This is a genomic window from Lentilactobacillus parabuchneri DSM 5707 = NBRC 107865, from assembly GCF_001435315.1.
In the GTDB taxonomy this organism is placed as follows: domain Bacteria; phylum Bacillota; class Bacilli; order Lactobacillales; family Lactobacillaceae; genus Lentilactobacillus; species Lentilactobacillus parabuchneri.
The window spans coordinates 466,754-490,636 of record NZ_AZGK01000001.1 but is presented as its reverse complement, the minus strand read 5'-3'; the positions used below and the strand labels follow the sequence as shown (position 1 = coordinate 490,636).

At 43.7% G+C, this 23,883-nt stretch carries 20 protein-coding genes and 1 other annotated feature; of the genes, 10 read left to right on the top strand and 10 right to left on the bottom strand.

Going from position 1 to position 23,883, the window contains the following annotated elements:
- Positions 1–51 precede the first annotated feature (51 nt).
- Entirely contained in the window at positions 52–1,530 is a 1,479-nt protein-coding gene (locus FC51_RS02480; RefSeq protein WP_057910499.1) for an MDR family MFS transporter, read from the top strand.
- Here FC51_RS02480 and mnmM read toward each other — a convergent pair.
- Together mnmM and FC51_RS02470 are read right to left on the bottom strand one after the other, a co-directional pair.
- A complete protein-coding gene (gene mnmM / locus FC51_RS02475; protein WP_057910498.1) occupies positions 1,527–2,102 on the bottom strand; it encodes a tRNA 5-(aminomethyl)-2-thiouridylate-methyltransferase MnmM in 576 nt (191 codons plus the stop codon). The genes FC51_RS02480 and mnmM overlap by 4 nt on opposite strands.
- Positions 2,099–2,740: a phosphatase PAP2 family protein gene (locus FC51_RS02470; protein ID WP_057910497.1), complete on the bottom strand. Its 642-nt coding sequence runs from the start codon at positions 2,738–2,740 to the stop codon at positions 2,099–2,101. Before FC51_RS02470 ends, mnmM begins: the two co-directional genes overlap by 4 nt.
- A 91-nt stretch (positions 2,741–2,831) precedes the next feature.
- Positions 2,832–3,033 (top strand) — a binding site (T-box leader).
- A 70-nt stretch (positions 3,034–3,103) separates the two neighbouring features.
- On the opposite strand from FC51_RS02470, the gene leuS reads away from it, so the two are divergent.
- Together leuS and FC51_RS02460 are read left to right on the top strand one after the other, a co-directional pair.
- Positions 3,104–5,524 carry a leucine--tRNA ligase gene (gene leuS, locus FC51_RS02465; RefSeq protein ID WP_057910496.1) on the top strand — a complete coding sequence of 807 codons (2,421 nt, stop codon included), beginning with the start codon at positions 3,104–3,106 and terminating at the stop codon, positions 5,522–5,524.
- 217 nt (positions 5,525–5,741) lie between these two features.
- Entirely contained in the window at positions 5,742–7,475 is a 1,734-nt protein-coding gene (locus FC51_RS02460) for a DUF5776 domain-containing protein (protein ID WP_057910495.1), read from the top strand.
- Between the two features lie 130 nt (positions 7,476–7,605).
- On the opposite strand, the gene FC51_RS02455 is transcribed toward FC51_RS02460, so the two are convergent.
- The gene (locus tag FC51_RS02455) at positions 7,606–8,493 is read right to left on the bottom strand and encodes an alpha/beta hydrolase (protein WP_404802708.1); all 888 of its coding nucleotides are present in this window, start codon (positions 8,491–8,493) and stop codon (positions 7,606–7,608) included.
- A gap of 62 nt (positions 8,494–8,555) precedes the next feature.
- The gene (locus tag FC51_RS02450) at positions 8,556–9,584 is read right to left on the bottom strand and encodes an acyltransferase family protein (protein ID WP_057910493.1); all 1,029 of its coding nucleotides are present in this window, start codon (positions 9,582–9,584) and stop codon (positions 8,556–8,558) included.
- Positions 9,585–9,789: 205 nt separating this feature from the next.
- On the opposite strand from FC51_RS02450, the gene FC51_RS02445 reads away from it, so the two are divergent.
- The gene (locus FC51_RS02445; protein ID WP_057911137.1) at positions 9,790–11,439 is read left to right on the top strand and encodes a putative polysaccharide biosynthesis protein; all 1,650 of its coding nucleotides are present in this window, start codon (positions 9,790–9,792) and stop codon (positions 11,437–11,439) included.
- A gap of 102 nt (positions 11,440–11,541) precedes the next feature.
- Here FC51_RS02445 and FC51_RS02440 read toward each other — a convergent pair whose 3' ends face one another.
- Entirely contained in the window at positions 11,542–12,381 is an 840-nt protein-coding gene (locus FC51_RS02440) for an NAD(P)H-hydrate dehydratase (protein ID WP_057910492.1), read from the bottom strand.
- A gap of 128 nt (positions 12,382–12,509) precedes the next feature.
- Here FC51_RS02440 and pepV point away from each other — a divergent pair, with 128 nt between their 5' ends.
- Positions 12,510–13,913, top strand: coding sequence for a dipeptidase PepV (pepV, locus tag FC51_RS02435; RefSeq protein WP_057910491.1), 1,404 nt, complete (start codon positions 12,510–12,512; stop codon positions 13,911–13,913).
- A gap of 19 nt (positions 13,914–13,932) precedes the next feature.
- On the top strand, positions 13,933–14,397 hold the full coding sequence (locus tag FC51_RS02430; RefSeq protein ID WP_057910490.1) for a universal stress protein: 465 nt from the start codon (positions 13,933–13,935) through the stop codon (positions 14,395–14,397).
- Between the two features lie 111 nt (positions 14,398–14,508).
- Here the strand turns inward: FC51_RS02430 and FC51_RS02425 are convergent, their stop codons facing one another.
- Complete coding sequence (locus tag FC51_RS02425) at positions 14,509–14,853, bottom strand: hypothetical protein (protein ID WP_057910489.1); 345 nt, start codon at positions 14,851–14,853, stop codon at positions 14,509–14,511.
- A 146-nt stretch (positions 14,854–14,999) separates the two neighbouring features.
- Here FC51_RS02425 and FC51_RS02420 point away from each other — a divergent pair, with 146 nt between their 5' ends.
- Positions 15,000–15,791 (top strand): DUF3658 domain-containing protein, encoded by a 792-nt coding sequence (locus tag FC51_RS02420; protein ID WP_057910488.1) that lies wholly within the window; start codon positions 15,000–15,002, stop codon positions 15,789–15,791.
- A 185-nt stretch (positions 15,792–15,976) separates the two neighbouring features.
- On the opposite strand, the gene FC51_RS02415 is transcribed toward FC51_RS02420, so the two are convergent.
- Complete coding sequence (locus FC51_RS02415) at positions 15,977–16,630, bottom strand: deoxynucleoside kinase (protein WP_057910487.1); 654 nt, start codon at positions 16,628–16,630, stop codon at positions 15,977–15,979.
- A gap of 158 nt (positions 16,631–16,788) precedes the next feature.
- On the opposite strand from FC51_RS02415, the gene FC51_RS02410 reads away from it, so the two are divergent.
- On the top strand, positions 16,789–17,559 hold the full coding sequence (locus FC51_RS02410) for a Cof-type HAD-IIB family hydrolase (RefSeq protein WP_057910486.1): 771 nt from the start codon (positions 16,789–16,791) through the stop codon (positions 17,557–17,559).
- 129 nt (positions 17,560–17,688) lie between these two features.
- On the opposite strand, the gene pgmB is transcribed toward FC51_RS02410, so the two are convergent.
- The 3 genes from pgmB to mscL form a co-directional block, all read right to left on the bottom strand.
- On the bottom strand, positions 17,689–18,363 hold the full coding sequence (gene pgmB / locus FC51_RS02405; RefSeq protein ID WP_057910485.1) for a beta-phosphoglucomutase: 675 nt from the start codon (positions 18,361–18,363) through the stop codon (positions 17,689–17,691).
- A 19-nt stretch (positions 18,364–18,382) separates the two neighbouring features.
- A complete protein-coding gene (locus FC51_RS02400) occupies positions 18,383–21,100 on the bottom strand; it encodes a glycoside hydrolase family 65 protein (protein WP_057910484.1) in 2,718 nt (905 codons plus the stop codon).
- A 123-nt stretch (positions 21,101–21,223) separates the two neighbouring features.
- Entirely contained in the window at positions 21,224–21,589 is a 366-nt protein-coding gene (gene mscL / locus FC51_RS02395; protein WP_057910483.1) for a large-conductance mechanosensitive channel protein MscL, read from the bottom strand.
- A 157-nt stretch (positions 21,590–21,746) separates the two neighbouring features.
- On the opposite strand from mscL, the gene FC51_RS02390 reads away from it, so the two are divergent.
- The gene (locus FC51_RS02390) at positions 21,747–21,983 is read left to right on the top strand and encodes a hypothetical protein (protein ID WP_057910482.1); all 237 of its coding nucleotides are present in this window, start codon (positions 21,747–21,749) and stop codon (positions 21,981–21,983) included.
- Between the two features lie 27 nt (positions 21,984–22,010).
- Positions 22,011–23,870 (top strand): S53 family peptidase, encoded by a 1,860-nt coding sequence (locus FC51_RS02385; RefSeq protein ID WP_057910481.1) that lies wholly within the window; start codon positions 22,011–22,013, stop codon positions 23,868–23,870.
- Positions 23,871–23,883: the final 13 nt, after the last annotated feature.

Below are 23,883 nucleotides of genomic sequence, written 5' to 3'. Positions count from 1 at the left end.
AAAATTCAAGGGCATTTTTTTGTTTAATTTAGAGAAAAAAGGGGTCATTTCATGACGAAAACAGCGACAAAAAGTAACGTGACATTAGTGACAATCGCTCTGTTCATTGCCACTTTTATGGCAGCGATCGAAGGGACCATTGTTTCAACGGCCATGCCGACTATCGTTGGTGATTTGCGTGGGGTTTCCCTCATGAACTGGGTCTTTTCGATCTTTTTACTTACCAACGCAATTGCGACACCAATCTACGGTAAATTGGCCGATAGTTTTGGTCGCAAGCCGATGTTTATTGTGGGAATTTTGATTTTCATTTTTGGCTCGGTCATGTCTGGACTTTCCAATTCGATGCTGGTTTTGATTTTTTGGCGGGCCATTCAGGGAATCGGTGCCGGATCGATTATGCCAATTTCAAATACAATTATCGCAGACATCTATCCATTGGAAAAACGCGCTCAGGTGCTGGGGCTAAACTCGTCAGCATGGGGGATTGCTTCTGTTATCGCCCCGCTGTTGGGTGGCTTTATTGTTGATCGTTTGAGCTGGCACTGGATCTTTTTTATTAACCTGCCAATCGGTTTGATTGTGATGGTAATGGTGCAATTTTTCCTCCACGAAGAAAAACAGCATGCCTCGACTAAAATGGATATTGCCGGCACCAGTTGGCTCACAGTCATGTTACTGGCAGTCATGTACGCGTTTCAATTAGTCGGCCAGGATCCGATTAATTGGAAGATTGTTGCCGTCTGCTTTTTGGTCGCTATTATTTCCTTTGTGATGTTTATCAGAACGGAACGCCTGGCCAAAGACCCGTTAATTCCAATGGAGCTGTTTGACAACCGGACGTTTGTTGTTCAAAACATCGTGGTTTTTCTGGTCAGTGGCTTTCTGATCGGCTATGAAGTTTATTTGCCCGATTGGACGCAGGGAATACTCGGACTGAGGGCCTCCATGGCTGGTTTTGCGGTTACCCCAAGTTCATTGATGTGGATCGTCGGGTCGTTTCTTGCCGGCAAATTATTAGCCAAGACGTCACCGTATCGAATTATTAACCTCAGTTTGTTCTTTATCCTGGTGGGTGCCGTTATTATGGTCCTGATTCCGGCCTATACGCCGTTTGTGGCCTTTTTAGGCATTTCAATGATCGTTGGTACCGGATTTGGTTTAACGGTCACCACGTCGATTATCAGCGTCCAAAACGAAGTTAAGCCCACTCAAATTGGGGTGGCGACTTCATTTAATACGCTTTGCCGAACCCTTGGACAAACCTTGATGATTTCAGTATTTGGCATCGTCATGAACACGACGATGTTACGAGGTGTCCGCCAAACTGACGGGACGTCGCTTAAGATGATGGACAAGTTGATTAATCCGTTGACTGCCCACGAATTAGGTGAAAAAGTGCTGCCTCATTTGCGAGAAATTCTGTATAACTCGTTGCACAATGTGTTCGTCGTCGGTCTGATTTTAATTGTCATCGCTTATGCAGTTAATTTAGCTGACCGGCGCAATAAAAAACAGCGAATCAATTAATCGATCCGCTGAATGGCCATCAAAATCGGTGGCCAATGGGTTTGATTTAAAAAGCTATACTTTAAAACACTGTACCGTTTTTGGTCTAGTTGACTGCCAAATTCGAGGACGGTGTTTTTTTCGCGTTCACCGCCTGGATGGCCATAGTAGGCAACCACAATGACCAGCCCATTATGAGCCAGGTGATTTAAACAACCCTTAATTGCCTCAATCGTGGTTTCCGGATAGGTGACGATCGTTTTATCGCCCCCTGGTAAATAACCAAGATTGAAAATGGCTGCTGAAATCATGGTTTGGTAGGGCAGAATTTCATCCACTTTTGAATGACTGATATTATATAAAAAAATGTTTTTAGCACTGGGTGGAGTTTTGCGAAGCAGCGCCTTGGTATTTTCAATTGCCTGGGCCTGAATATCAAATCCATAGACGGTCCCGTCCGTGCCAACCAAATTTGCTAAAAATAGGGTATCATGACCATTTCCAACGGTGCAGTCAACGACCGTATCGCCATAACTGACCACTTGCGATAACAGTTCGTGGCTGAAGTCCAGTGCGGATAATAACTGTTTCATGCAATCCCACCTCCAAATCGATTAAAGCAATAACGTGAGATGGCTAACGTTACGAAGCCTAAACTCCAACCACCCAAGACGTCACTGGCAAAGTGCACCCCGACATAGATCCGGCTGATGCCAATCCCCAAAATAATGATTGCCAGCAAAATCCCCACAATCAGCTTGGTTGTCGCGTTTTTCAAGAGTCGGTTGGCAATCAGGATTAGACTGCCGGCGACGAGCATGATACTCATTGAATGGCCGCTGGGAAAACTGCTTGAATGAACAGTGACCATGTGGGGTAACGTTGGCCGCGGGCGATTAATGAAGTGTTTGACTAAAACGTTGACGGGTCCAGCTAGGAGTACGCCATTAATTAAGAGGAACAGCGCCGCTTTAATTCGGCGGACTAAAAATAAAATCAATCCCGCCCCGACCGTAAAGCCGAGTAACGAAGTAAAGTTGCCAAATTTAGTAAAATGAATCATAAAAGTCGATAGCCCTGGACTGATAAATCTTCGGACTGCGTGACCAAAGTATTGATCAAACGTGTGAATCCAGGTCTGGTGAAACAAGACGCCATAAGCCAACATCAGAAAGATGACCAGGGAAACGCCGGCCGTTAAATTAAATCCTAATTGAGATTGTTTTTTCATGTTTTTCACTCCAATATCTAAAATTATAGCACGCTGGGCAGTTGTTTTTTACTGAACGTTTTGTTATGATAATAGGCAATAATTTCAATTTGTGAAAATGCAGAGACGAATTAGTAACTAACGACTTGTTATCCAGAAACTGAGTGGGTGCTGCGAACTCAGAGCAGGTGGTGGTGAACTCATCGTCGAGTGCCTGGCCGAACAAAGTAAGCCACGCCGGTTTATCGCCGTTATTGATCCGAGTGCTCAAGTAATTGAGAATATAGGTGGTACCGCGATAAATCGTCCTATAAGAAGCCCAGTGTGGTTTCTTATGGGACTTTTTTCATATCTTGAAAAATATTGAAAGGTGGCAATTGCAAAATGGCATACAATCATGAGGTAATTGAGCGAAAATGGCAACATTATTGGAAAGAACATAAAACATTTAAGACGACAGAAAATGCCGACAAAGAGAAATACTATGTCTTGGATATGTTTCCTTATCCATCAGGTCAGGGACTTCACGTTGGCCATCCAGAAGGCTACACGGCGACAGATATTATGGCCAGAATGAAACGTATGCAGGGCAAAAATGTTCTTCATCCAATGGGATGGGATGCGTTTGGATTACCCGCTGAACAGTATGCGTTAAAGACCGGCCACAATCCACGGGATTTCACGGCGAAAAATATTAAGACCTTCAAGCGCCAGATTCGGTCGCTTGGATTTTCATATGATTGGGATCGTGAAATTAATACCACGGATCCAAGCTACTACAAGTGGACACAATGGATTTTTGAACAGCTTTACAAGCGTGGTTTAGCTTATGAAGATAACATTGAAGTCAACTGGGCTCCAGACTTCATGGGGGGTACCGTGGTTGCCAACGAAGAAGTTGTTGACGGCAAGACGGAACGTGGCGGTTACCCAGTATACCGTGTCCCAATGCGTCAGTGGGTCTTAAAGATTACCGCATATGCCGACCGCTTAATTGACGATCTTGATGACTTGGATTGGCCGGAAAGCATCAAGGAACAGCAACGCAATTGGATTGGTCGTTCACGAGGCGCTAGTGTTTTCTTCGGTGTTAAAGGCCATCCGGATGATCAAGTCGAGGTCTTCACGACTCGTCCAGACACCCTGTTTGGCGCTACATACATGGTTTTGGCACCTGAACACGAGTTGGTGGCAAAGATTACCACGCCGGAACAAGCCGATCAGGTAAAGGCTTATCAAGAAGAAGTTTCTCGTAAATCTGACTTGGAACGAACGGATTTAAACAAAGATAAGAGTGGGGTATTTACCGGTGCTTACGGAATTAACCCAATGAACGGCAAGGAAGTGCCAATTTGGATTGGTGATTACGTCCTTGAATCATATGGAACCGGTGCAATTATGGCCGTTCCTGCTCATGATGATCGTGACTATGATTTTGCCAAGAAATTCGGTCTGCCAATTGTGCCGGTTATTGAAGGTGGTAATACCGATGAAGCCGCATTTACCGGCGATGGTCCCCACTTTAATTCAGGGTTCCTTGACGGCATGGGCAAAGACGAGGCTATCAAAGCAGCGATTGATTGGTTAACCGAACATAAGGCCGGCCACGAAAAGGTCAACTACCGACTTCGAGACTGGATTTTCAGCCGTCAACGTTACTGGGGTGAACCAATTCCGGTAATTCACTGGGAAGATGGCGAAACCACGCTGGTTCCGGAAGATGAATTACCACTTCGCCTACCAAAAGCCAAGGATATTCAAACTTCCGGCGGTAAAGAAAGCCCACTTGCTAATTTGGATGACTGGGTAAATGTCGTTGATGAAAACGGCCGCAAAGGGAAACGAGAAACCAACACCATGCCGCAATGGGCCGGAAGCTCATGGTACTGGTTGCGTTACATGGATCCTCATAACGACAAAGCGATTGCGTCTCCTGAAAAGTTGAAATATTGGTCACCTGTTGATCTCTATGTCGGTGGTGCCGAGCATGCGGTACTACATTTGCTATACGCAAGATTCTGGCATAAGTTCCTTTATGATTTAGGAGTTGTGCCAACCAAAGAACCATTCCAGAAGCTGGTTAACCAAGGGATGATTTTGGGAACCAACCACGAAAAGATGTCCAAATCAAAAGGAAATGTGATCAACCCAGATGACATCGTTGACGAATATGGTGCCGATACGCTACGGGTTTATGAAATGTTCATGGGCCCAATTGACGCTGCCAAGCCTTGGAGTACTGAAGGAATTCATGGTGCCTACCATTGGCTCGACCGGGTTTGGCGCTTGTTGATTGATGATAATAACCATCTGCGTGATCGTGTGACGACCATTAATGATGGCAAGCTCGACAAAATTTACAACCAAACCGTCAAAATTGTGTCTGATGATTTTAGTCACATGCGATTTAACGTCGGCATTTCTCAGATGATGGTCTTCGTTAACGACGCCTATAAGGCTGATTCGCTTCCAATCGACTACATGGAAGGTTTCGTTAAATTATTGTCACCAGTTGCCCCGCATATTGCTGAAGAGTTGTGGAGCCTCTTAGGACATGATGAGACAATTACGTATGAAGCTTGGCCAACTTACGATGCTTCCAAGCTGGTTGAAAACACCGTTCAAATGGTAGTTCAAGTCAACGGTAAAGTCCGTTCACACATTGAGATCGACCGTGATGCAGCTCAGGATCAAGTTGAAAAAGCAGCTAAACAAGATGAAAATGTTGAAAAGTACCTTGAAGGCAAGACGATTCGTAAGGTCATTGTAATTCCAAATAAAATTGTGAATATTGTTGTTGGATAAGTGACTGATGCGGTCGGAAGATAACTTTTGGCGCACAGTTTACCTGAGGCATATTTGAACAAATCGGGCTGGGACATGAATTCGTGTCTCAGCCTTTTTGTTTAGAAAAAATCAAAATAATCAGAAAAATAAAAAAATATCCAGCGTTTCTTGCGTATATATAATTATGAACGGGACGAGAGGGCCTGTTTGAATTAAATATAAAGGGGAAACGATTATGAATTATTTGAAGCGACAAAGAGTTAAGTATTTGGCACCAGTTGTTTTGGCAACCATTGGCGGTATGATGTTGTGGCAATCACCGACTTTAGTCAAGGCGGATGCCCAAGAACAGCGTACGGCCATTAAAACGCAACAGGTCACATTTTACGTTCAGCCACAGTATCAGCTTGATCGAGATGGCAGCTGGGCAAATGTACCCGGCACCAGGCCGATTAAAATGACTGGAACTGTTGGAGAAAAGTTTGAAGCACCAGCATTGAAGAATTATGTTCCTGCCAATTCGGAGTCCAATCTAGTGCCGAAGACCAATCAAAGTCAGGGCGATCCAATCAAGATCCGCTATCGGTCACAAAGTACCGGGCTATATACCGCAACTGTCAATATTAATTACGTTGAGAGTAAAAAACGCTATGTTATGTCAACAGACATTAAGACACTGCATTATGCCGATAAGGTCACGCTTGTTCCCAAACAAATTGAAGGTTATATACTAGATAACGTTGAGCTTCCGAACCAATATTTTGTCAAGAATCCGGACAATTCAGTCACGTTTACGTTCCAGGAATTAAAAGATCCGACCTATAAAGTGACGTTCTTCTATCTGCCAAAGGGCGAACAGGGAACAGCGCGCACAGAACCTGCAGAACCAACAAAACAGGCACCCTCCCAGCATGTCGTGGGTGAAACAACGAGCGAAGTCTCAATTTCAAACTTACCTAAACCACTCACCCCGCAGCAACCTGAAGTTGCATCCACCGGTCAGATTCCTTCTAAGAACGAAAAGTCTGATGGCCAAACTAAGGAGCTGGCGGTCGATCACGGAAAGCCGACCCAGCCAGTTACCAAAAACCTGGCAGCAACGGATAAACCCGCAACAGAGGCGACTAACGGTGATAGTCAGCCGCGTCGGAACAAAACTGAGCAGACTGAAAAAGAAAAGCGCGTCAACAATCCAGGCAATCACAAGCCGGCGGTTCCGGAGTTGCGCCCGGCGCCCAGAGATCACAAAACAGCTAACGTGGTGTCACAGGGCCCAGCGACACCCGTTGTCACGCCAAATCAAACGGTAATCAAGCCATCTGAGAGGGTTCAACTGCCAACAAAATCATCAGCAGATCTCGTCATGAAATCAACGGTAACCGCAAAAACTGCAAAGGCCGAACACAACGGTGAAAAATCTGCGGTCAAAGGTTCTCAAACACATGAAAAGTCGTCAACACTGACGCGGTCGAACATGGTTTCGGAAAAGGCTGGCAAACTTGTTTCAAAAGGGACGGTTGTTTATGCGCTAAAACGAATTGGTTTATACAAGTCAGTTAACTTTGCGAAATATAACCGGTTATTTAGTTACGCCAAACAAAAGCGCCACGCCCGGCCAATGTTTGTGGTGACCGGATATGCCAGATCGAAGAATGGCCAGCTTCGATATCGGGTCCGTGATGTTAATCATTTGAGTCGCTCCGATGGCAAACGTGGGTATATCACCGCAAATGAACAGTATGTCCGCCCAGTGTACTATCAAGGCAAACACACAAAAATTAGAGTGATCAATCCAAGGGGCGTTAAGGGATACCGTCACCAAAATTTAACTGGTCACGTCACAACTTATCGCTATGGAAAGCTGGTGAGACCCGTCAAAATTGTGCGTTATCATTTGACAACCCGTTTTGTCTTAAAAAATGGTCAATACATCACGGCCAACCGCAAATTGGTCAAATCAGTGCATTAGGAAACGGCCTTTTGGCACACGTTTTGGCTATATAAAATTGAAAAAGCAAGGGGCTGTTGGCAAAACGTTAGTTTTGTCACAGCCCCTTGCTCGTTTAGTTGAGATGGTTGGTACGGATGCCCATTTGAGATTATTGCATCAATTCACTTGCCGAATTATCGCGGTAATTTTTATCCCAGAGAAATTCGGTTAATATTTTATTGACCGCCAAATTGTTGTTGTGCAACGCACTGTGTTGGGCTTTGTCGCCAAACGCCTCAAATGTTTGGTAAAAGCTGACATGGTCGCGTAAAATATATCCCAGTGAAAGGGCGGATGCGGTTGTGACCACACCGTCTGAATTAGAACCGTCACCCAAATTACCATAGATGTTTAATACCCTGGCTTGATGCGGAAAGTTCTTTCGCAATCGATACAGCAGGCGATATTCAGGGTGAATAATTTTAGGCTTGCCAGTTGCTAAAATCCGATTTTGGTTTGGCGCATCATCCCATAACTGCATTAATGGACCGGAAGTGGGTTGGTTGGATTTATGATTATCCATAATGCCATCGTACGGCCCGGCAATGACGCATAACTTGTTCGCCCGAGGCACATCTTTGTTGTTTCCATTCATCAAATTATAGTAGATGACCGCGTAAGCACCCATGGAGTGGCCGACAAAATTGAGTTCATTCACGTGGTATTTCTGCTTAAGCATCTTACAAACTTTGGTGAGCCAGTGGGCATACTGAACCTCTCCAGCTCGATTATTGTCCATTCGAACTAAAATAATCGGGTTGACCATCCATTTCTTGATTGTGCCGGTAACCTTTAGTTTTCCGTTAGGTCGAACATGGATAATCATCCGCCGTGACGCAGCGCCACTGACTTCAGCAGCCGAAACCATATCTTTTTCGGAACGGAGAGAACTGCTCCAACCGTGAAGAAAAATCGTCGGCGTATTTGAAGTCACATACTGTGTTTTGAGTTGATCTTGTGCCCGTTGAGTCTGCCAAATATTGAAACCGAAGCTCAAGATAAGAATGCCGCCTATTAAAAAGTATAGTATTTGCCATTTTCTTGAGCGCCGATAATTTATCAACTAGCTGACCGCCTTATTTGAGAATTCTTGAATCGTTGTTTGATGAAGCCGTACAGCAGCGATAAAGCAAACGAAATTAGGACCGCTAGAACTGTTTCCATGATCGCACCGTTATAGCCGGCTTCATCAATAATATCAATAACCGCTTTATGAAGGAACATGATCCCCAATGTTTGCTGACCCAATAATTGAACCGGCTTGATGATAAATTGAGGCATAAATTTACAGAAATAATAGCTGGCACTAAATACCACCAGACAGACAATGATTGGAATAAAGGTCACGTAAGAAACCCGTGAGATTGCAATGTGGTGATAGGATGCGTGAATGATCTTTGACTTTAAGAAAAGCGCAAAGTTGAAACGGTCCATGTGCTGCATCCAAAATAACCAGACAGTCAGCATGGTTGCCGGAATAATCACCCAGAGATCCTTTACTAGTTGCTGAATCTTGTGGAAATATAAATAGCCAAATATCATGAAGAACATCGCAATAAAGGCAACGTCTAAATCCCAAGGAACATATTTATACGACAAGAAGTAAATATGTTTGTAACTTGTTGAAATAATTAACGATGAAAAGGCAACGATTATTTGTGCTTCCCGGTTTTTAACGTATGTAATGACAATTGAGGTAAAGACCAGGGCTAACAGGTAAACGTTGATGTACCAAAAGACACTTAAATAATGATTGAGCGTTCGGCCACCATATAGGAGACGTGCAAAGTAGAAGATGGTGTAAGACCAGCTCTCACCGCGGATAAAGTGTGAAAGTAAGATTAAAAAACTTCCACAAATCAAATATGAAATGAGCAATGGCAGGATTCGTTTTTTGAAAAATCCCATCCAGTCATTATTCACAATTGGTTTTAAGAAAAATCCTCCCATGATAAAGAAGATCGGCATATGCCACCAATAAAGAAAATGGAACATGGTTCCGTGCCGTGTCATAGCGTGACCAAAGACAACGGCTACGATACCGACTGCTTTGGCGACGTCAATCCACTCGATTCTTTTTTTACTCACAAGCGTTTCACCTCGAAAATTATTAAGACCATATATAAAAATATTCTAGTGCATTTAGGGCATATCTGACAACACTTTTTCATTACATCGCTGTAAATCAATTGATGCTTAAGTAATTTTTAATATCTCCAGCGGTTATTGCTATTCATTAATATCTTGATTAAAATAAGGCGAGTATTAAAAGCAAACGAAAGTAGGAACGATGATGATTGATAACAATCCAAATCAGTCGGAAAGATCTCGGGATGTCATGCTGTCAGGAACCGCATGGATGACGGCCGGCAGTATTTTAAGCCGGTTTCTTGGCGCTGTTTATATCATCCCCTGGGGGATTTGGTTTGGCAACTATTTTTTCCGGGCAAACGCCCTTTATGGACTGGGTTATAACATTTATAGCTTTTTCCTAATCGCCGCAATTGCTGGGATTCCTTCAGCAATTGCCAAGCAGGTTGCGCATTATAATGCCCTTAATGAGTATGGTGTCGGCGTACGATTATACAAGCGTGGGTTAGTGCTGGCAGTTGGGACTGGAGCAATTTGTGCGTTATTTCTATATTTCGGTGCACCGTTGATTGATGGCGGCAATCCAAATGTCATACCTGTCCTTCATTCATTGGCCTGGGCCATTTTGATTATTCCGACAATGAGTTTAACCCGTGGTTATTTCCAGGGTTATCAACAAATGGCACCATCAGCGATCTCACAATTTGTCGAGCAGCTTGCCCGAGTGGCCTATATGCTGATTACCGCCTTTATTATCATGCGGTTATTTCACGGCAGTTGGGTCCATGCGGTATCGCAATCCACTTTTGCAGCGTTCATTGGAGCCGTCGCCGGCTTGATCACCCTTGGCGTGTATTACCTCAGGCGGCGGGAAGACTTTCGGTCGTTGGTTAAAAACAGCAGCAATGACATCCATGTTGAAGCAAAACAATTATACCAAGAAATCATTGCGCAAGCAGTTCCGTTTGTCATTTTGGGAGCTGGCATTACGATTTTTATGTTAATTGATCAGTTTACCTTCTTCAAAATTATGAATATTGCAACTCACTATACCTATACAACATTGTCAGATTTATACGCCATGTTTGCGGTTAATTCGAATAAATTGATTATGATCACGATTTCGTTGTCATCCGCTTTAGCAATCACAGCTGTCCCTTTATTATCTGAAGCATTAACGAATGGGGATCAGGATCAAATTAAACACCAAAATTCCAATGTCTTGGCATTATTTATGTTTGTGATGATTCCCGCCGCATTGGGGATGGCAGCCATTGCCGGACCGCTCAACCGAGTCTTTTACGGCACTAATCAGCAGGCATTGGGCGCCAATATATTGACATTTTCATCAATTATTTCGATTCCGATGGGACTCTTCGTTGTGGTGTCAGCAGTTATGCAGGGGCTTTCCCAGAATAAACGGGCGGTGAAGTTTTTTGCGATGGGGACCGTTGTCAAACTGGTCCTCCAGTGGCCGTGCACTTATTATTTGGGCGCCTTTGGGCCGCTTTTGTCCACCGGGATTGGCTTAATGGTCGCTAACTGGCTGATATTGCGGTACTTAAACCGCCACTTTGGGTTTGACAAAAATATGTTGGATATCGGATTTAGGAAAATTACCAAGTATTCGTTATTTATGTACGTGGCCGCGCTGGGCACAGTCTACGGACTGAATTTCGTGTTCAATTTGTTCAGTAATCCATTTGGCCGGGTTGTCAGTTTGATTGTCACGTTAGCGGCTGTTGTTATCGGTGGTTTGATTTATATTTATTTGGCACTCAAGAGTCGCATTGCCGATATGATACTGGGACCCAGAAGTGAAGGATTGAGACGATTGCTGAAAATTGACTAGTCGTGATCAGATTAAAATTCAGTGGTGGGCAAATAACGATTAGAGCTGAAAGAGGGCGGCACAAAACGAAACGTTTTGTCCGTCCTCTTTGGTTTATCGTCGTTAATTTGCTTGGTTTTTATGCATAAATTTTGGCAGTGCCTCACTAATTTGATGGGGTAAAACGACATACTGCTTTTCGGCCAATTTATCGGCGATTGCGCTGTGACTGTAAACGGCGGCCAAGACGGCTTTTGGCGTATCTCTGAATTGGGCAGCAAATCCGCCAACCATCCCGGCAAGCGTATCGCCCATGCCACCAGTTGCCTGAGCCGGGGTCCCACCGGTATTTTCGTATATCTGGTCATTGGCATAAACCTGCGTCCGGTGAGATTTGACGACGACAATTGCGTTCAGTTTTTGAGCTGCTGCTTGATTTTCTTGCGGGGTTTGGTCGGCCATTTGAATTCCGGATACCCGTTGCCATTCCATCTGGTGAGGCGTCAAAACATTGATTGAATCTTGTGGTAGCGCCAATTTGTTAGCTGCAAGTAACGTCAGAGCGGAGCCGTCGATCACAAAAATTTGCCCCGGCTTGGCTAGTTGGAAAGTTTTCGTCAATAAATCAAAGGCCTGATTATCGGTGCCAAGTCCCGGTCCAATGACGACAACGTTTGCGGCTTGGATAATCGGCGCCGCTTGTTCAAATTGGTTCCAGTCAACAAACATGGCTTCAGGCAGCCAATCATGGAGGCTGGTCTGATTTGTCTGGTCGGTAATCGTTGTCACCAAGCCGGCGCCGGAATAAACGGCTGCAAGCGAAGCCATGATAATTGCCCCGCCAAAGTTTTGACTGCCGCCGATTAAGGCAATTTTGCCGTAAGTACCTTTAAAACTATCGGCAGGACGTTTTTGAATAACCGTATTTAAAATATTTTGGGTGATTTTTCTAACTTTTACCATATTTCAGATCTCCTATCAAATCTGTATTCAAATTCATTATAGCATTTCAGCGAGTTGGTCTATCTCAAACGTCGGTACCGGATTGTGATAAAATTAAACTATAAGAAATGAACGGGAGCGAAAATGAAATGACAATTGATTGGAAACAGACGGCTCAAGATTACAAACAAGCTTATTTAAACGACCTTAAAGAATTAATCAGCATTAAAAGTGTCCGGGATGATGACCATCAAACAAAGGACTATCCGTTGGGTGAAGGACCAGCCAAAGCCATGCTGAAGTTTTTAGATTTCGCTGAGCGTGATGGCTTTACTACCAAAAACTTGGATAATATCGTTGGCTATATTGAATATGGTTCAGGTGAGAAGACCATGGCGCTGCAGGCGCATGCAGACGTGATGCCCGCCGGAGATGGCTGGGAAACCGATCCGTTTGAAATGGTTGAAAAAGATGGTTTGGTCTTTGGTCGTGGTACATCTGATGATAAGGGGCCGGCTTTGGCCGCTTATTACGGGTTGAAGATGCTGAAGGATCATGGCTTTATGCCGCACACCAAAATTCGTTTGATTATCGGGACTGATGAGGAAAGTGATTGGACCGGTATGAAACACTACTTCGATGTAGAACCGGAACCTGATTTTGGTTTCTCACCGGATGCTGAATTTCCATTAATTAATGGTGAGAAGGGGAATGCCACTTATGTCACGACCTTTGGTCATACAAATGGTTCGGATTACACGCTTAAACAATTTGAATCCGGTTTGCGGCCAAACATGGTTCCTGGCAATGCTGATGCTTTAGTGGAAACAGGCGACAATGAAAAATTTGTCGATGCCTTTACCCGATTTTTGGATGAAAATCCAGTTGCAGGAGACGTCAAGGCGACTGGAGATGGTATTGCGCTTCATATCACCGGCAAAGCTGCTCATGCCATGGAACCCAAGAATGGGGTTAACGCTGGGACTTACATGGCGACATTCTTGAATCAATTCCCATTTGAAGGGGCGGCCAAAAACTTTATTGCCTTTTTAGCTGAGGACCTTCACGATGATTCACGGGCTACCAAAATTTCTGCCGATCACGTCGATGATATTATGGGTGAGGTGACCATGAACGTTGGTATCATGAAATTTGATATGCAAAATGGCGGCATGGTGAACACCAATTTCCGTTATCCAAAGGGAACTGATGATAAACAAATTTTGGGTAAATTGCAAAAAGCGGCTGGTAAGCATGACGCCGGCGTTAATGAAATCAGCAACATGGGCACCCACTATGTTGACCCAAGTGACCCGATCGTCAGCACGTTGATGACTGTTTATCGCGAACAAACTGGCGACACAACATCTAAACCTGAGGTTGTCGGCGGCGGGACATATGCCCGCTTGATGAAGCGAGGAGTCGCATTTGGCGCTTTGTTCCCAGGTACAAAGGACACAATGCATCAGGCAAACGAATTTCAGCCGATTGACGACTTGCTAAAAGCGATGGCAATCTATGGTCAATCAATCTACGAACTGACAGTGAAGTAAAGACATTGAGGTGGTACCGATGATGGATTTTAATTATTCGCATATTTTGGTCGGCATTGACGGTTCTAAAACGGCAGCCAAAGCTGTTAGACAGGCCATTACGATTGCTGAGCACAACCACGCTAAATTAACGATTGTCGCAATTATTAATGACCGTGAAATTTTAGGAGTCTCAAAAGCAGCGCTTATCGGATTTGGCAATGCCAATCAGACCACGATTGATGAGGTGAAGTCACGGTACCAGCGCCTCATTCACAAGTATGCGCTGATGGCAGCGGATCGCGGCATAGAGGTTAATTCGTTTGTGACGTCCGGAGACCCCAAAAATACCTTGGCACATACGTTGGTGGATGATGAAGATATTGACGCAATTGTGGTTGGAGCGACGGGGGCTAACTTTGTTGATCGAATGACAATGGGGTCCACGGCAGCGTTCGTCATCGCGCAGGCACCCTGTGACGTGTTTGTCATACATCGTGATTAGCGAACGATTCAATTTAGACGATCATTAATCATTTCATTACAAAAAGTTCCCAGCAAATTTGCGTTTGCTGGGAACTTTTGTATGATACAACAGCTATTTATCTAAGGTTTTTTAGCGTTTCTGTGGGTGATTGACAATCAATCCCCAGATGCCGGGAACAATGTATAAAAAGCTGCCAAGAAACGCCAATACAATTAAGACGATTGGCCACAGGTAACCACCATTTTTATGAAGCAACTTAATGGCAAAAAAGGCAATAATTTGCTGGGTCACGTATAGCAAAGAAAAGAAAATATCGATCAGTTTATACTGAAAAGTCGTGCTGGCGCCGGCACCATCTGCGGACCTGGTGAACAAGATGATGATTACGCCAATAATCACAATTGTCACTAACCACCAAATAATCCAACCGCAAATCTGTGCGGCAGATAATTTGTGCTTGGTTTTATTCTGCATCCTAACATCTCCTCGTATGATGCCTTTTAGCGTACCAAAAATATGCTAAAACCGTCAAATAAGATTTGCATAGCGACCACCAAAAAAGTTATACTTTTCGAAGCACATCATTGAAGAGTGATGATTTCGAAGGGTGAGGAATGTCCATGATTGACATAGTGTTTAACGGTCGTTTCGCGTCAACTTTGACCGAATATGACAAGTTGCGACAAGTGAATCGGCAGGTTTTAGCGTTACCAATGTATCTAGGCTTGGGGGATATTAGCCAGGGGACTTTTATTGAAAACCGACAAACGGTTTATAAAATTCAGTATGCCCACCAAGAAAATTCGGAGTACCATACGGCTCAAGCGGTTCAAAATCTCCGTAACGCGCTAAAATTACTCGATGAAGCGATTGCAAGAAACGAACCGCTGCGAGCTTGGTGGTCGGACGATGTGAATGATTACTGCGGTTTTTTATGGTTGTGTAACTATTTGAAAAACTCAACGGTGGAAATGTCCAGCATCAAAGTGCCAATGACCTTTGTCACTTCCGATAACGCCTTAGCAATCATTTCGGGATTAGGCGACCTCACCCCCGAAAACATTGATGAATTCAATTTGTTTGATTTAGAAAAGTCAGTATCGAAGAATCGACGAACTGCCTATAGTTATTATTGGCGCGATCTCAGAAGTGAGAATAATCCAATTAGGGCGGTTATTAACGGGAAGTGTATCAGTCAGTCAATCGACTTTTACGATCGCTTTATCCTGTTAAATTTAAGCTATGAACGATTTCGAAAAATTATCCGCGTCATTGGCGAAACCATTGGGAACTATCCATTCGCACCTGAGTGGTGGTACCGGCATCGCATCGACTATTTGGTATCGAAGGGCAGTTTGGAATATAAGATCGATCCTGACATGATGGTGGGAAAGATTCGGATTCGTCATTAACCCGATGAAAAATGGGACTTGGCTAAACGTGCTAATTTTTGATGCAATCTCTGAACGTTCTCATATTACTTAGCTGAAAAAACGTGCGAAAAAAATTTAAGCCCGGCAATCAACCATTCCAAATCAAGGAATAATCGATCGCCGGGCTTAAATTCTGAGTTCAAAACGCCTTTTCCATTCGGATATTAAAGGGCATCGCTTTGAGGTTGGCGAATCTTGGCCAACGCGTCATCGATTTGCTTTAAGACAATGTCGATGTTTTTGGGATCAGACAAATCATATTTTTGTAAATTAATTTTGATTTTAGGTGACACATCATATTCGTCAAACCATTTCTTATAGGCCGCCCACATCTTGAAGTAGTATTCCTGCAAGCCGGGATTGTCGTCAAATTGCTCGTAATCACGGCCGCGCTTCTTGATCCGGTGTTTGATCGTCTCGAAGTCGCTATCGGCGTATACAAGCAAATCAGGGGCCTTTTTAGGCAGTTCATTGAGTTCTGCCATCATATTATCGAGCAGTTTTAAATAAACTGAAAGCTCCGTATCGGTAATGTTTCCCTGAGCATTGTTTTCGCGGGTAAAGAGGGCATCCTCATAAATTGACCGGTCTAAAACATTATTATCATCGCTCAGGGCTTGTTTGATCATTGAAAAGCGTTTATTCAAAAAGTAGATTTGAAGTAAAAAGCCATATTGTTTGGGATTGGAGTAGTAGAGTGGTAACACCGGATTGTCGCCAACGGGTTCAAAAAATGCCTTGCTCCCTAAATGTTCAGCAATCTTTCCGGTTAAGGTGGTCTTTCCGACACCAATCATTCCTGCAGTTATTATCACCATGAGTAGCCCCTTCTTTAAGAAAATTACAATATCTAGTGTACCACAAAATGTTGTCACACAATATATGTAATCTTGCTGTTCTCCCGAGTTAAATTTCGAAATGGTTAACATATTAAGTAGTACAATGTAGTTAATAAGGTAATAATGGAGGGAATTCAATGTATAAAGCGGTTGTGTTTTTTGATTTGGACGGGACACTCTTTGATAACGAAAAAAATGTGTCCGATGAAAATGTCGCAGCTATCAAAGAATTGCGAAAAAATAACATTTTGCCGGTCATCTCCACTGGGCGAAATATTTTTGAAATTCAATATGTCATTGATGCTACCGGAATCAACTCACTGGTGAGTGCGAATGGAAGTTACGTTCAGTACGAAGGCAAGAAGTTAAAGGCAGAACAAATCGATAACAAGGTGATCGAAGATATTTTGGCATTCGCAAAAGAACAGGGCGACGTGATTTCATTTTACAATAATAAGGAATTTGCCCTAACTGCTGAAAATGATATGACGAAGGTCAATTATCGTTTATTGCGTTTAACACCGCACGTTGACCCCGAATTTTATAAGCACAATGAAGTGAATTTCTTAAACGTCTTCAACTATGATAAAGATAAGTTGTATCAAGATAAATTCAAGGGTCAGTTGTCCTTGGTCAGAAACAACCCCCGCTGTTTGGACACTATGAAATGGGGCGTTTCAAAGCAGACTGGCATTCAGGCATTGATGAAGAAGTTGGACTTAGGCGATGTGCCATCCTATGCATTTGGTGACCAAATGAACGATTTACAAATGTTTGCGGAAGTCAAGTTCCCAATTGCGATGGGAAATGGGGTCCCTGAAGCCAAAGAAAAAGCCACTTACGTCACTAAATCAAATATCAATGGTGGCATTGTTAACGGATTGCGCCATTACGGACTGATCAAATAACTTGGTGGGCTAGTGGATGTTTTCTGGAATGACAATTAAGATTTGAATAATTTGTGACAGTCAAAAAGGCCTGGATAAAAGCGTTTAAACCTTTGTCCGGGCCTTTTAATGTACAATTCAATTCAAACTTTAGGCGTCCATTTGGGCTTCAATATTTTTCAAAGTCATCTCAGCAGTATCGGCAAAGTTGACGTCAGCATCCTTTAAAATTGTTTTGTCACCAATTCCAATTGACGTTTCACCCGCCGCGTTGATTGATTCAACACCAGCGGCCGCATCTTCCACGCCGATGCATTGTTCAGGCTCTAAGTCGATCAATTCAGCACCTTTAATATAGATTTCTGGATCCGGTTTGCCGTGGGTCAAGGTTTTGGGGTCAACGATTTTGGGGAAGTAGTCCGTTAAGTTGAGCTTTTGTAAAACTTTTGGTGCGTTTTTTGAAGCAGAAGCCAACGAGAGGAGATAGCCGCCATCTTTGATTTCGTCGAGGAAATCTTTGATTCCAGGCAGAATGTTAGCCGGCGTCATTTGGTCAACCAATTTTAAATAATTGGTATTTTTTTCCGTGGCTAAGTCGACTTTTTGGTCATCGGTATATTTATCTTGGAGATTGCCGGCCTTGAGGATCATTTCCAGCGAATCCATTCGACTGATTCCCTTGAGGCCATCTTCTAATTCTTTGGACCACGGGGCACCCACCTTGTCAGCGACTTGATGCCATGCTTGACTGTGAAAGACCGACGTATCGGTAATCACACCATCTAAATCAAATACGAACCCTTTAATATCAGAAAACTTTGCCATTTTATTTCACTCCTTCGGATTATTTGTATGCGACTGTCGTCATTTTATTTTTCGTTAATGAATAAGCTTTACCAGCAATATTGACGTGGGTGTCGGCATCGGCTGTAACATCAAGCCGGTGGTGCCCAATTACAAATTGATAGTTGATGCCTTGATAAGTTTGCTTGAAGGAAATTTTACTCCAAGTACTTGGCAGGTGAGGGTTAATTGTGACTTGGTCGGTATCGAAACGCACACCGCCATAGTATTTGGTTTCAATCTGAAGCGTCGCACCCATCACGCCAAGGTGAATACCTTCTGCGGTCGTTCCACCTTGAATATCGTAGTAATCGGAGAACAGCGCAGTTGAGAATAACTGCCAGGATTGGTCCATGTTGCCATCAATCTCGTCGAGAACCGAGTATACAATTCTTGAAAGTGTTGATCCATGAGTTGTCCGGTCAAGGTAGAAACGTAGATTGCTGGTAAAGAAGTTGGCAGGCAATGTGTAGCCCAAGCGGTTAATGACTTTCTGGACTTCATCGAACGGTAAAACATAGTATGCCATCAATGTATCAGCCTGCTTGGCAACTTGGTAGGCGTCCGGTGATTTGCCTTCGCCTTTAAGCAACCGGTCAATTCGGGAAATGTCGCCGTACTTCTTACGGTACGAATCAAAGTTCAGCTTCGATAGGTTGAAGTATCCGGTAAACTGGCCGATAATACCTTCTTCGTTGATATCCAAACGCAGCTTATGAGCGATATCATTCATCTGATCCAGCAGTTGTTGGTCAAATTCAGCTTTCTCACTGGCCGCTTTTAAAACGTCCGGGTCTGCATTGCCAACCAACGTCGCCACTTGGTCAAACAACCAGGAGACCATAATGTTGGTATAGGCATTGTTGGTTAAACCGTGGTCATTTGAGTTTGGATATTCCTCGTGAAATTCGTCCGGTCCCATGACATGGTGAATATCATAGCGATCCGCATCCTTGTCATAGGTCGTCATGCTGACCCAGAACTTGCAGATAGAAAGCAGCATTTCTAATCCATAGTCGTTCATAAAGGCTTGATCGCCGGTAATGTGGACGTAGTTAATCACGTCATAGGCAACGGAAATGGAAACGTGTCGTTGAAGCCGGCTGTTATCAGGATCCCATTGACCGCTGACCGGGTTCAAATGAACGAATTGGGACTGTTCATCACCATACATGCCGGACTGCCAAGGATACATGGCGCCTTGTTTATTTTCGGAAGCGGCATATTTTCTTGCTTCACCAATTCGGTGATAACGATAGATCAGGCATTGTTTGGCAATGGCCGGGTAGTGAATCGCATAAAAAGGCAAGTCAAATGTGACATCCCAGAAGATATGCCCCCGATAAGCTTCTCCGTGAAGTCCACGGGCACCAACCGACGTGTCCAGCTTCCCGGAAGCCAACGCCGCACTGGTGACCAGCATATGAAAAATATTCACCCGAGTCAGCTTTTGCGAGGTTAGATCATTTTCGATCTCAATGTCTGAATGCTGCCAAACGTTTTTCCAGAACTTTTCACTATCGGATAACGTATCTTCAAAGGAAGCGTCGTTTAGTTCGTTTTGGGCGTCAACATCGAGATTGGCATTTGGATCATCACTGGTAAAGACCGTGACATTTTTTTCGAACTCGTATTCCTGTCCAGGTTCAACATTGATACTCAAGGATTGTTCAATTTGCTTTTCCTCAGTAGTCGTACTGATTAATTTCTTGGTATCATAATCCTTGCTGGATAACTTAGCATTAATGACAAACTGGACGTGGGAGGTCTTGGTTTGGCCGGTCATTGAAATCTGATCGTCGTGTGCGGCCATTCCAATCACGTCGATATGGTGTTGATCAAAGTCTTGATATCGCTCCACATTGCCGTTAATGACACTGCCGTCAATGCCGGAATAGATCTGAACACTGCCGGAAAAGTTGATCGGCTTTAATTCGTATTTGATGGCATAACGGTGCCACTGGTTCATGTTGGCTGCCTTTGTGGCCCGAACTTGGATGATGTGGCCGGTAGCCAGCTGGATGTGCAACGTCGTCGTCAACGTGCCGGTCTTAAGATCAAGGCTTCGGTAAATATCTTGAATATCGGCTTTCTTAATGGTAAATGGTTGCTGATGATCAACACCAAAGCTCAGGTACTGGGCATTCGGCAAGTTGACCAAGTCCTCATTGACAACGTCGCGATCGTTAATTTTAGTGGTTAACTGGTTGAAGACACCGGCAACGTACATGCCTGGATAATTATCCTTGTCGGCGTGGGATTCAACGTAGGCACCCCGCAGTCCAAAGTAACCATTTCCGATTGTCAGCATGGCTTCTTGACCATAGTTTCGCTTCCCGGCATATTCGCCGTAATAGTCTAGATGCCACTTTAAGTATGCTTCTTTTTCCGCGACAGCTTTTTTCAGGCCAACTTCTTTGACGTGGTGCAAATTAACAACCGGAATATTCATCATATTGGCAATCGCCAAGCCAATGTCAATTTTTTGATGATTGATGCCGATGACGGTGTCAGAAAATTCATAGTCGAGTGAATTTTCAATAATTGCGGCGTCAATGGGTAATCCTGTCAATGCTGCTTTGATGTTCTCAAGATTATCGCCAATTGAAAATTTGGGGTTATAAGTGATCATAAACTTCCGAAATGGGGGTCGGTTGGAATCTTCTGAATAGTTTAATTCCATAACCCCGTCTCGGGCCCTGATAGCAAACGTTCTCATAACAAAACCTCTTCTCAAATTTTGGAAATAAAAATTTCTGTTCACACTTCTGATTCTATCCTACAAGCGCTTGAATCGCAATGAATTGGCGCTTTTGAATCATTTAGGCGGCTGAAAAGCAGGCTATTGTTTATCTTTTAACAAGTCCCTAATTTCTGAAAGTAGAACTTCTTTGTTATCGACAACTGGTTTTTGTGGCTGCCGTTTGAGAAACTTATTGAGCATTTTAATTAAGATGAAGACGACAAAGGCGACAATCAGGAAATTAATAATCGAGTTGATAAACGCACCATACTTAAACGTTGCCCCGCCAACCTTGACCATCAGATTTGACAGATCAATTTTTCCTAAAAACAAGCCGATCAGTGGGTTAATCAAGTTGTTGGTCAATGAGGTGACAATCGCAGTAAATGCGCCACCAATAATAACCCCGACTGCCAGGTCGATGACATTTCCCCGAGCAATAAAGGCTTTAAATTCTTTTAACATAATCATTTTTCTCCTCTCAATGGGTGTGTTATTGTCATTACATTCATTATATCGGTGGCAACGCGGTAAAGACAAACTGTAACTTTGACAATTCATTCGTGAATTCAACTGGTGAAGTATGATAATATGAAATAAGAAATTTGACTGGAGAAACACCTTGAAAAAGAACAAATTATTTTTAATACTTGCCGCAGTCCTGTTTGTGCTGATTGCCGCGTTTTACATAACAAAAACATTGTCATTATCGGTTTGGTCATTTGCAATTATTTGGTTGATTGCAATTATTTTAATTCGACTGATTTTGACGCCGCTGGTGGTGGTTTTAGTTCGCCAGCATGACGCCAAAATTCAAGCGAAGCGAGACCAACAGGAAAAGGATCAAGAAAACAAATAAGATTTTATTGAACTGAAGGGGAATTGGATGAAAAAGGATTTGCTTAAGAGACTATTGATATCTGCCACAGTTGGGGTCGTGATCACACTGACCCTGTTTGTTGGTGCGTTTGGATCAGTTCAGGCAAGTTCAACAACGAATGTGTCTGATTCCAAACAACAACTAGTCGATATCGTCTTACGGCCTAAAAGCCAAAAGACACTTCACAAGTTCGTTTATGACTCAGTTAATCCCAACTCCTCGAGCTATCGAAAATTTGTGACGCCGGGGACTTTTTCCAAACGGTTTAGTCAAAGCCCAAGTAAAATCAAGGCCTTAAAAAATTACTTACACAAGCATCATTTGAAAGCCCAAACATACAAGGGTAATTTAATTATGGTCGTAAAAGGGTCAACGAAAAACATTGAAAAAGCATTTAAGGTTAAATTAGTCAACGTTAATAATGGCGAAGTGAAGTTTCAAAAGGCCACTTCCAACCCGAAATTGCCCAAAAAATTATCTAAGGTTGTTTATACAATTTTTGGATTATCCAACTATTCACCATTTTCTTCGAATAAGGTTGCCTATCAGCCTTCCTCACTTCATACGATCACGCCGCATTCAGCAACATCCGGCGCATCAAAGAAGTATTCGCCAATCCGGTTCGTCAATCGTTACAAGCTGCAGTCCTTATATGACAAAGGCGCAACTGGCCGAAGTAAGACGATTGGGATTATTTCATTCGCTAATTTTCACCCAAACGATGTTTATCGCTACTGGGATGATGAAGGAATCAACGTCAAATCAAATCGGTTGAGCATTTATCGAACCAACGGCTACAAGGGCAGTTGGGACGGGTATGACGAATCCACAATCGACGTGGAGCAGGCAGGGGCGATTGCGCCAGACAGCAACATTCGGACATATATTGCCAAGCCAAATATCATCGGGATGGTGAACTCAATTGCCGCGGCAGTTGGCCAAAACGTTGCGGACACGCTCTCACTCAGCTGGGGCCAAAGCGAAGCCCAAGTGGCTTACGAAATGAAACAGGGGATCACACCCAAAAAATATAATCAGATTATGAACCTGCTGTTTGAACAGGCTGCTGCACAAGGGATCAGTGTCTTTACCGCAACTGGTGATAACGGCGCTTATGATGGGATTACTACCGGCTTAACCACTGGGCTTTCCGTTGATACGCCTTCCAATTCACCCTATGTGACGGCTGTGGGTGGGACGACTTTACCCAAGACCTACACGGTGAATAAAAAGAAAGTATCGATTACCAAGGAGCGTGCGTGGGGCGTTGAATTTCTGTACCCTAACTATAAGCACCAACGCTTCTTCGGCAATTTAGATATGCTGCAAAGCTTCTTTGCCGGCAGTGGTGGCGGTTTTAGCCGATATAATCCGGTACCCAGTTATCAAAAAGGGGTCAGCGGAATCGGCACTTATAACGCGATCAAGTTATGGCAGTTTAAGCTGGGCCAACCAGTTCTGTTGAAGCATGCCGTTAAGCAGAGTGGCAAAAAGAGTGGGCGGAACCTACCGGACATTTCCGCCAATGCGGATCCAAATACCGGGTACAGTATGTTTATCACCCCCAAGAACAATCGCAATTCCAAGGGACAGTGGCTCATTACCGGCGGAACCAGTATTGTTGCGCCGCAAATGGCTGCGGCCAGCGTGTTGCTGTCTGACTTTAATACGACTGGGCGATTAGGTTTTTGGAATCCTCAAATTTATAAATTTGCCAAGCGATCTGATTCGCCATTTAAGCCGTTGGACAGCCGAACAAATAATACAAATTTGTACTACACGGGCCAACCCGGTAAGCTTTATAATCAGGCAACTGGATTAGGAACCGTTGATTTTACTGCGTTGAATAAAGCGTTTAACGAATAAGCGTTCTTGAGGA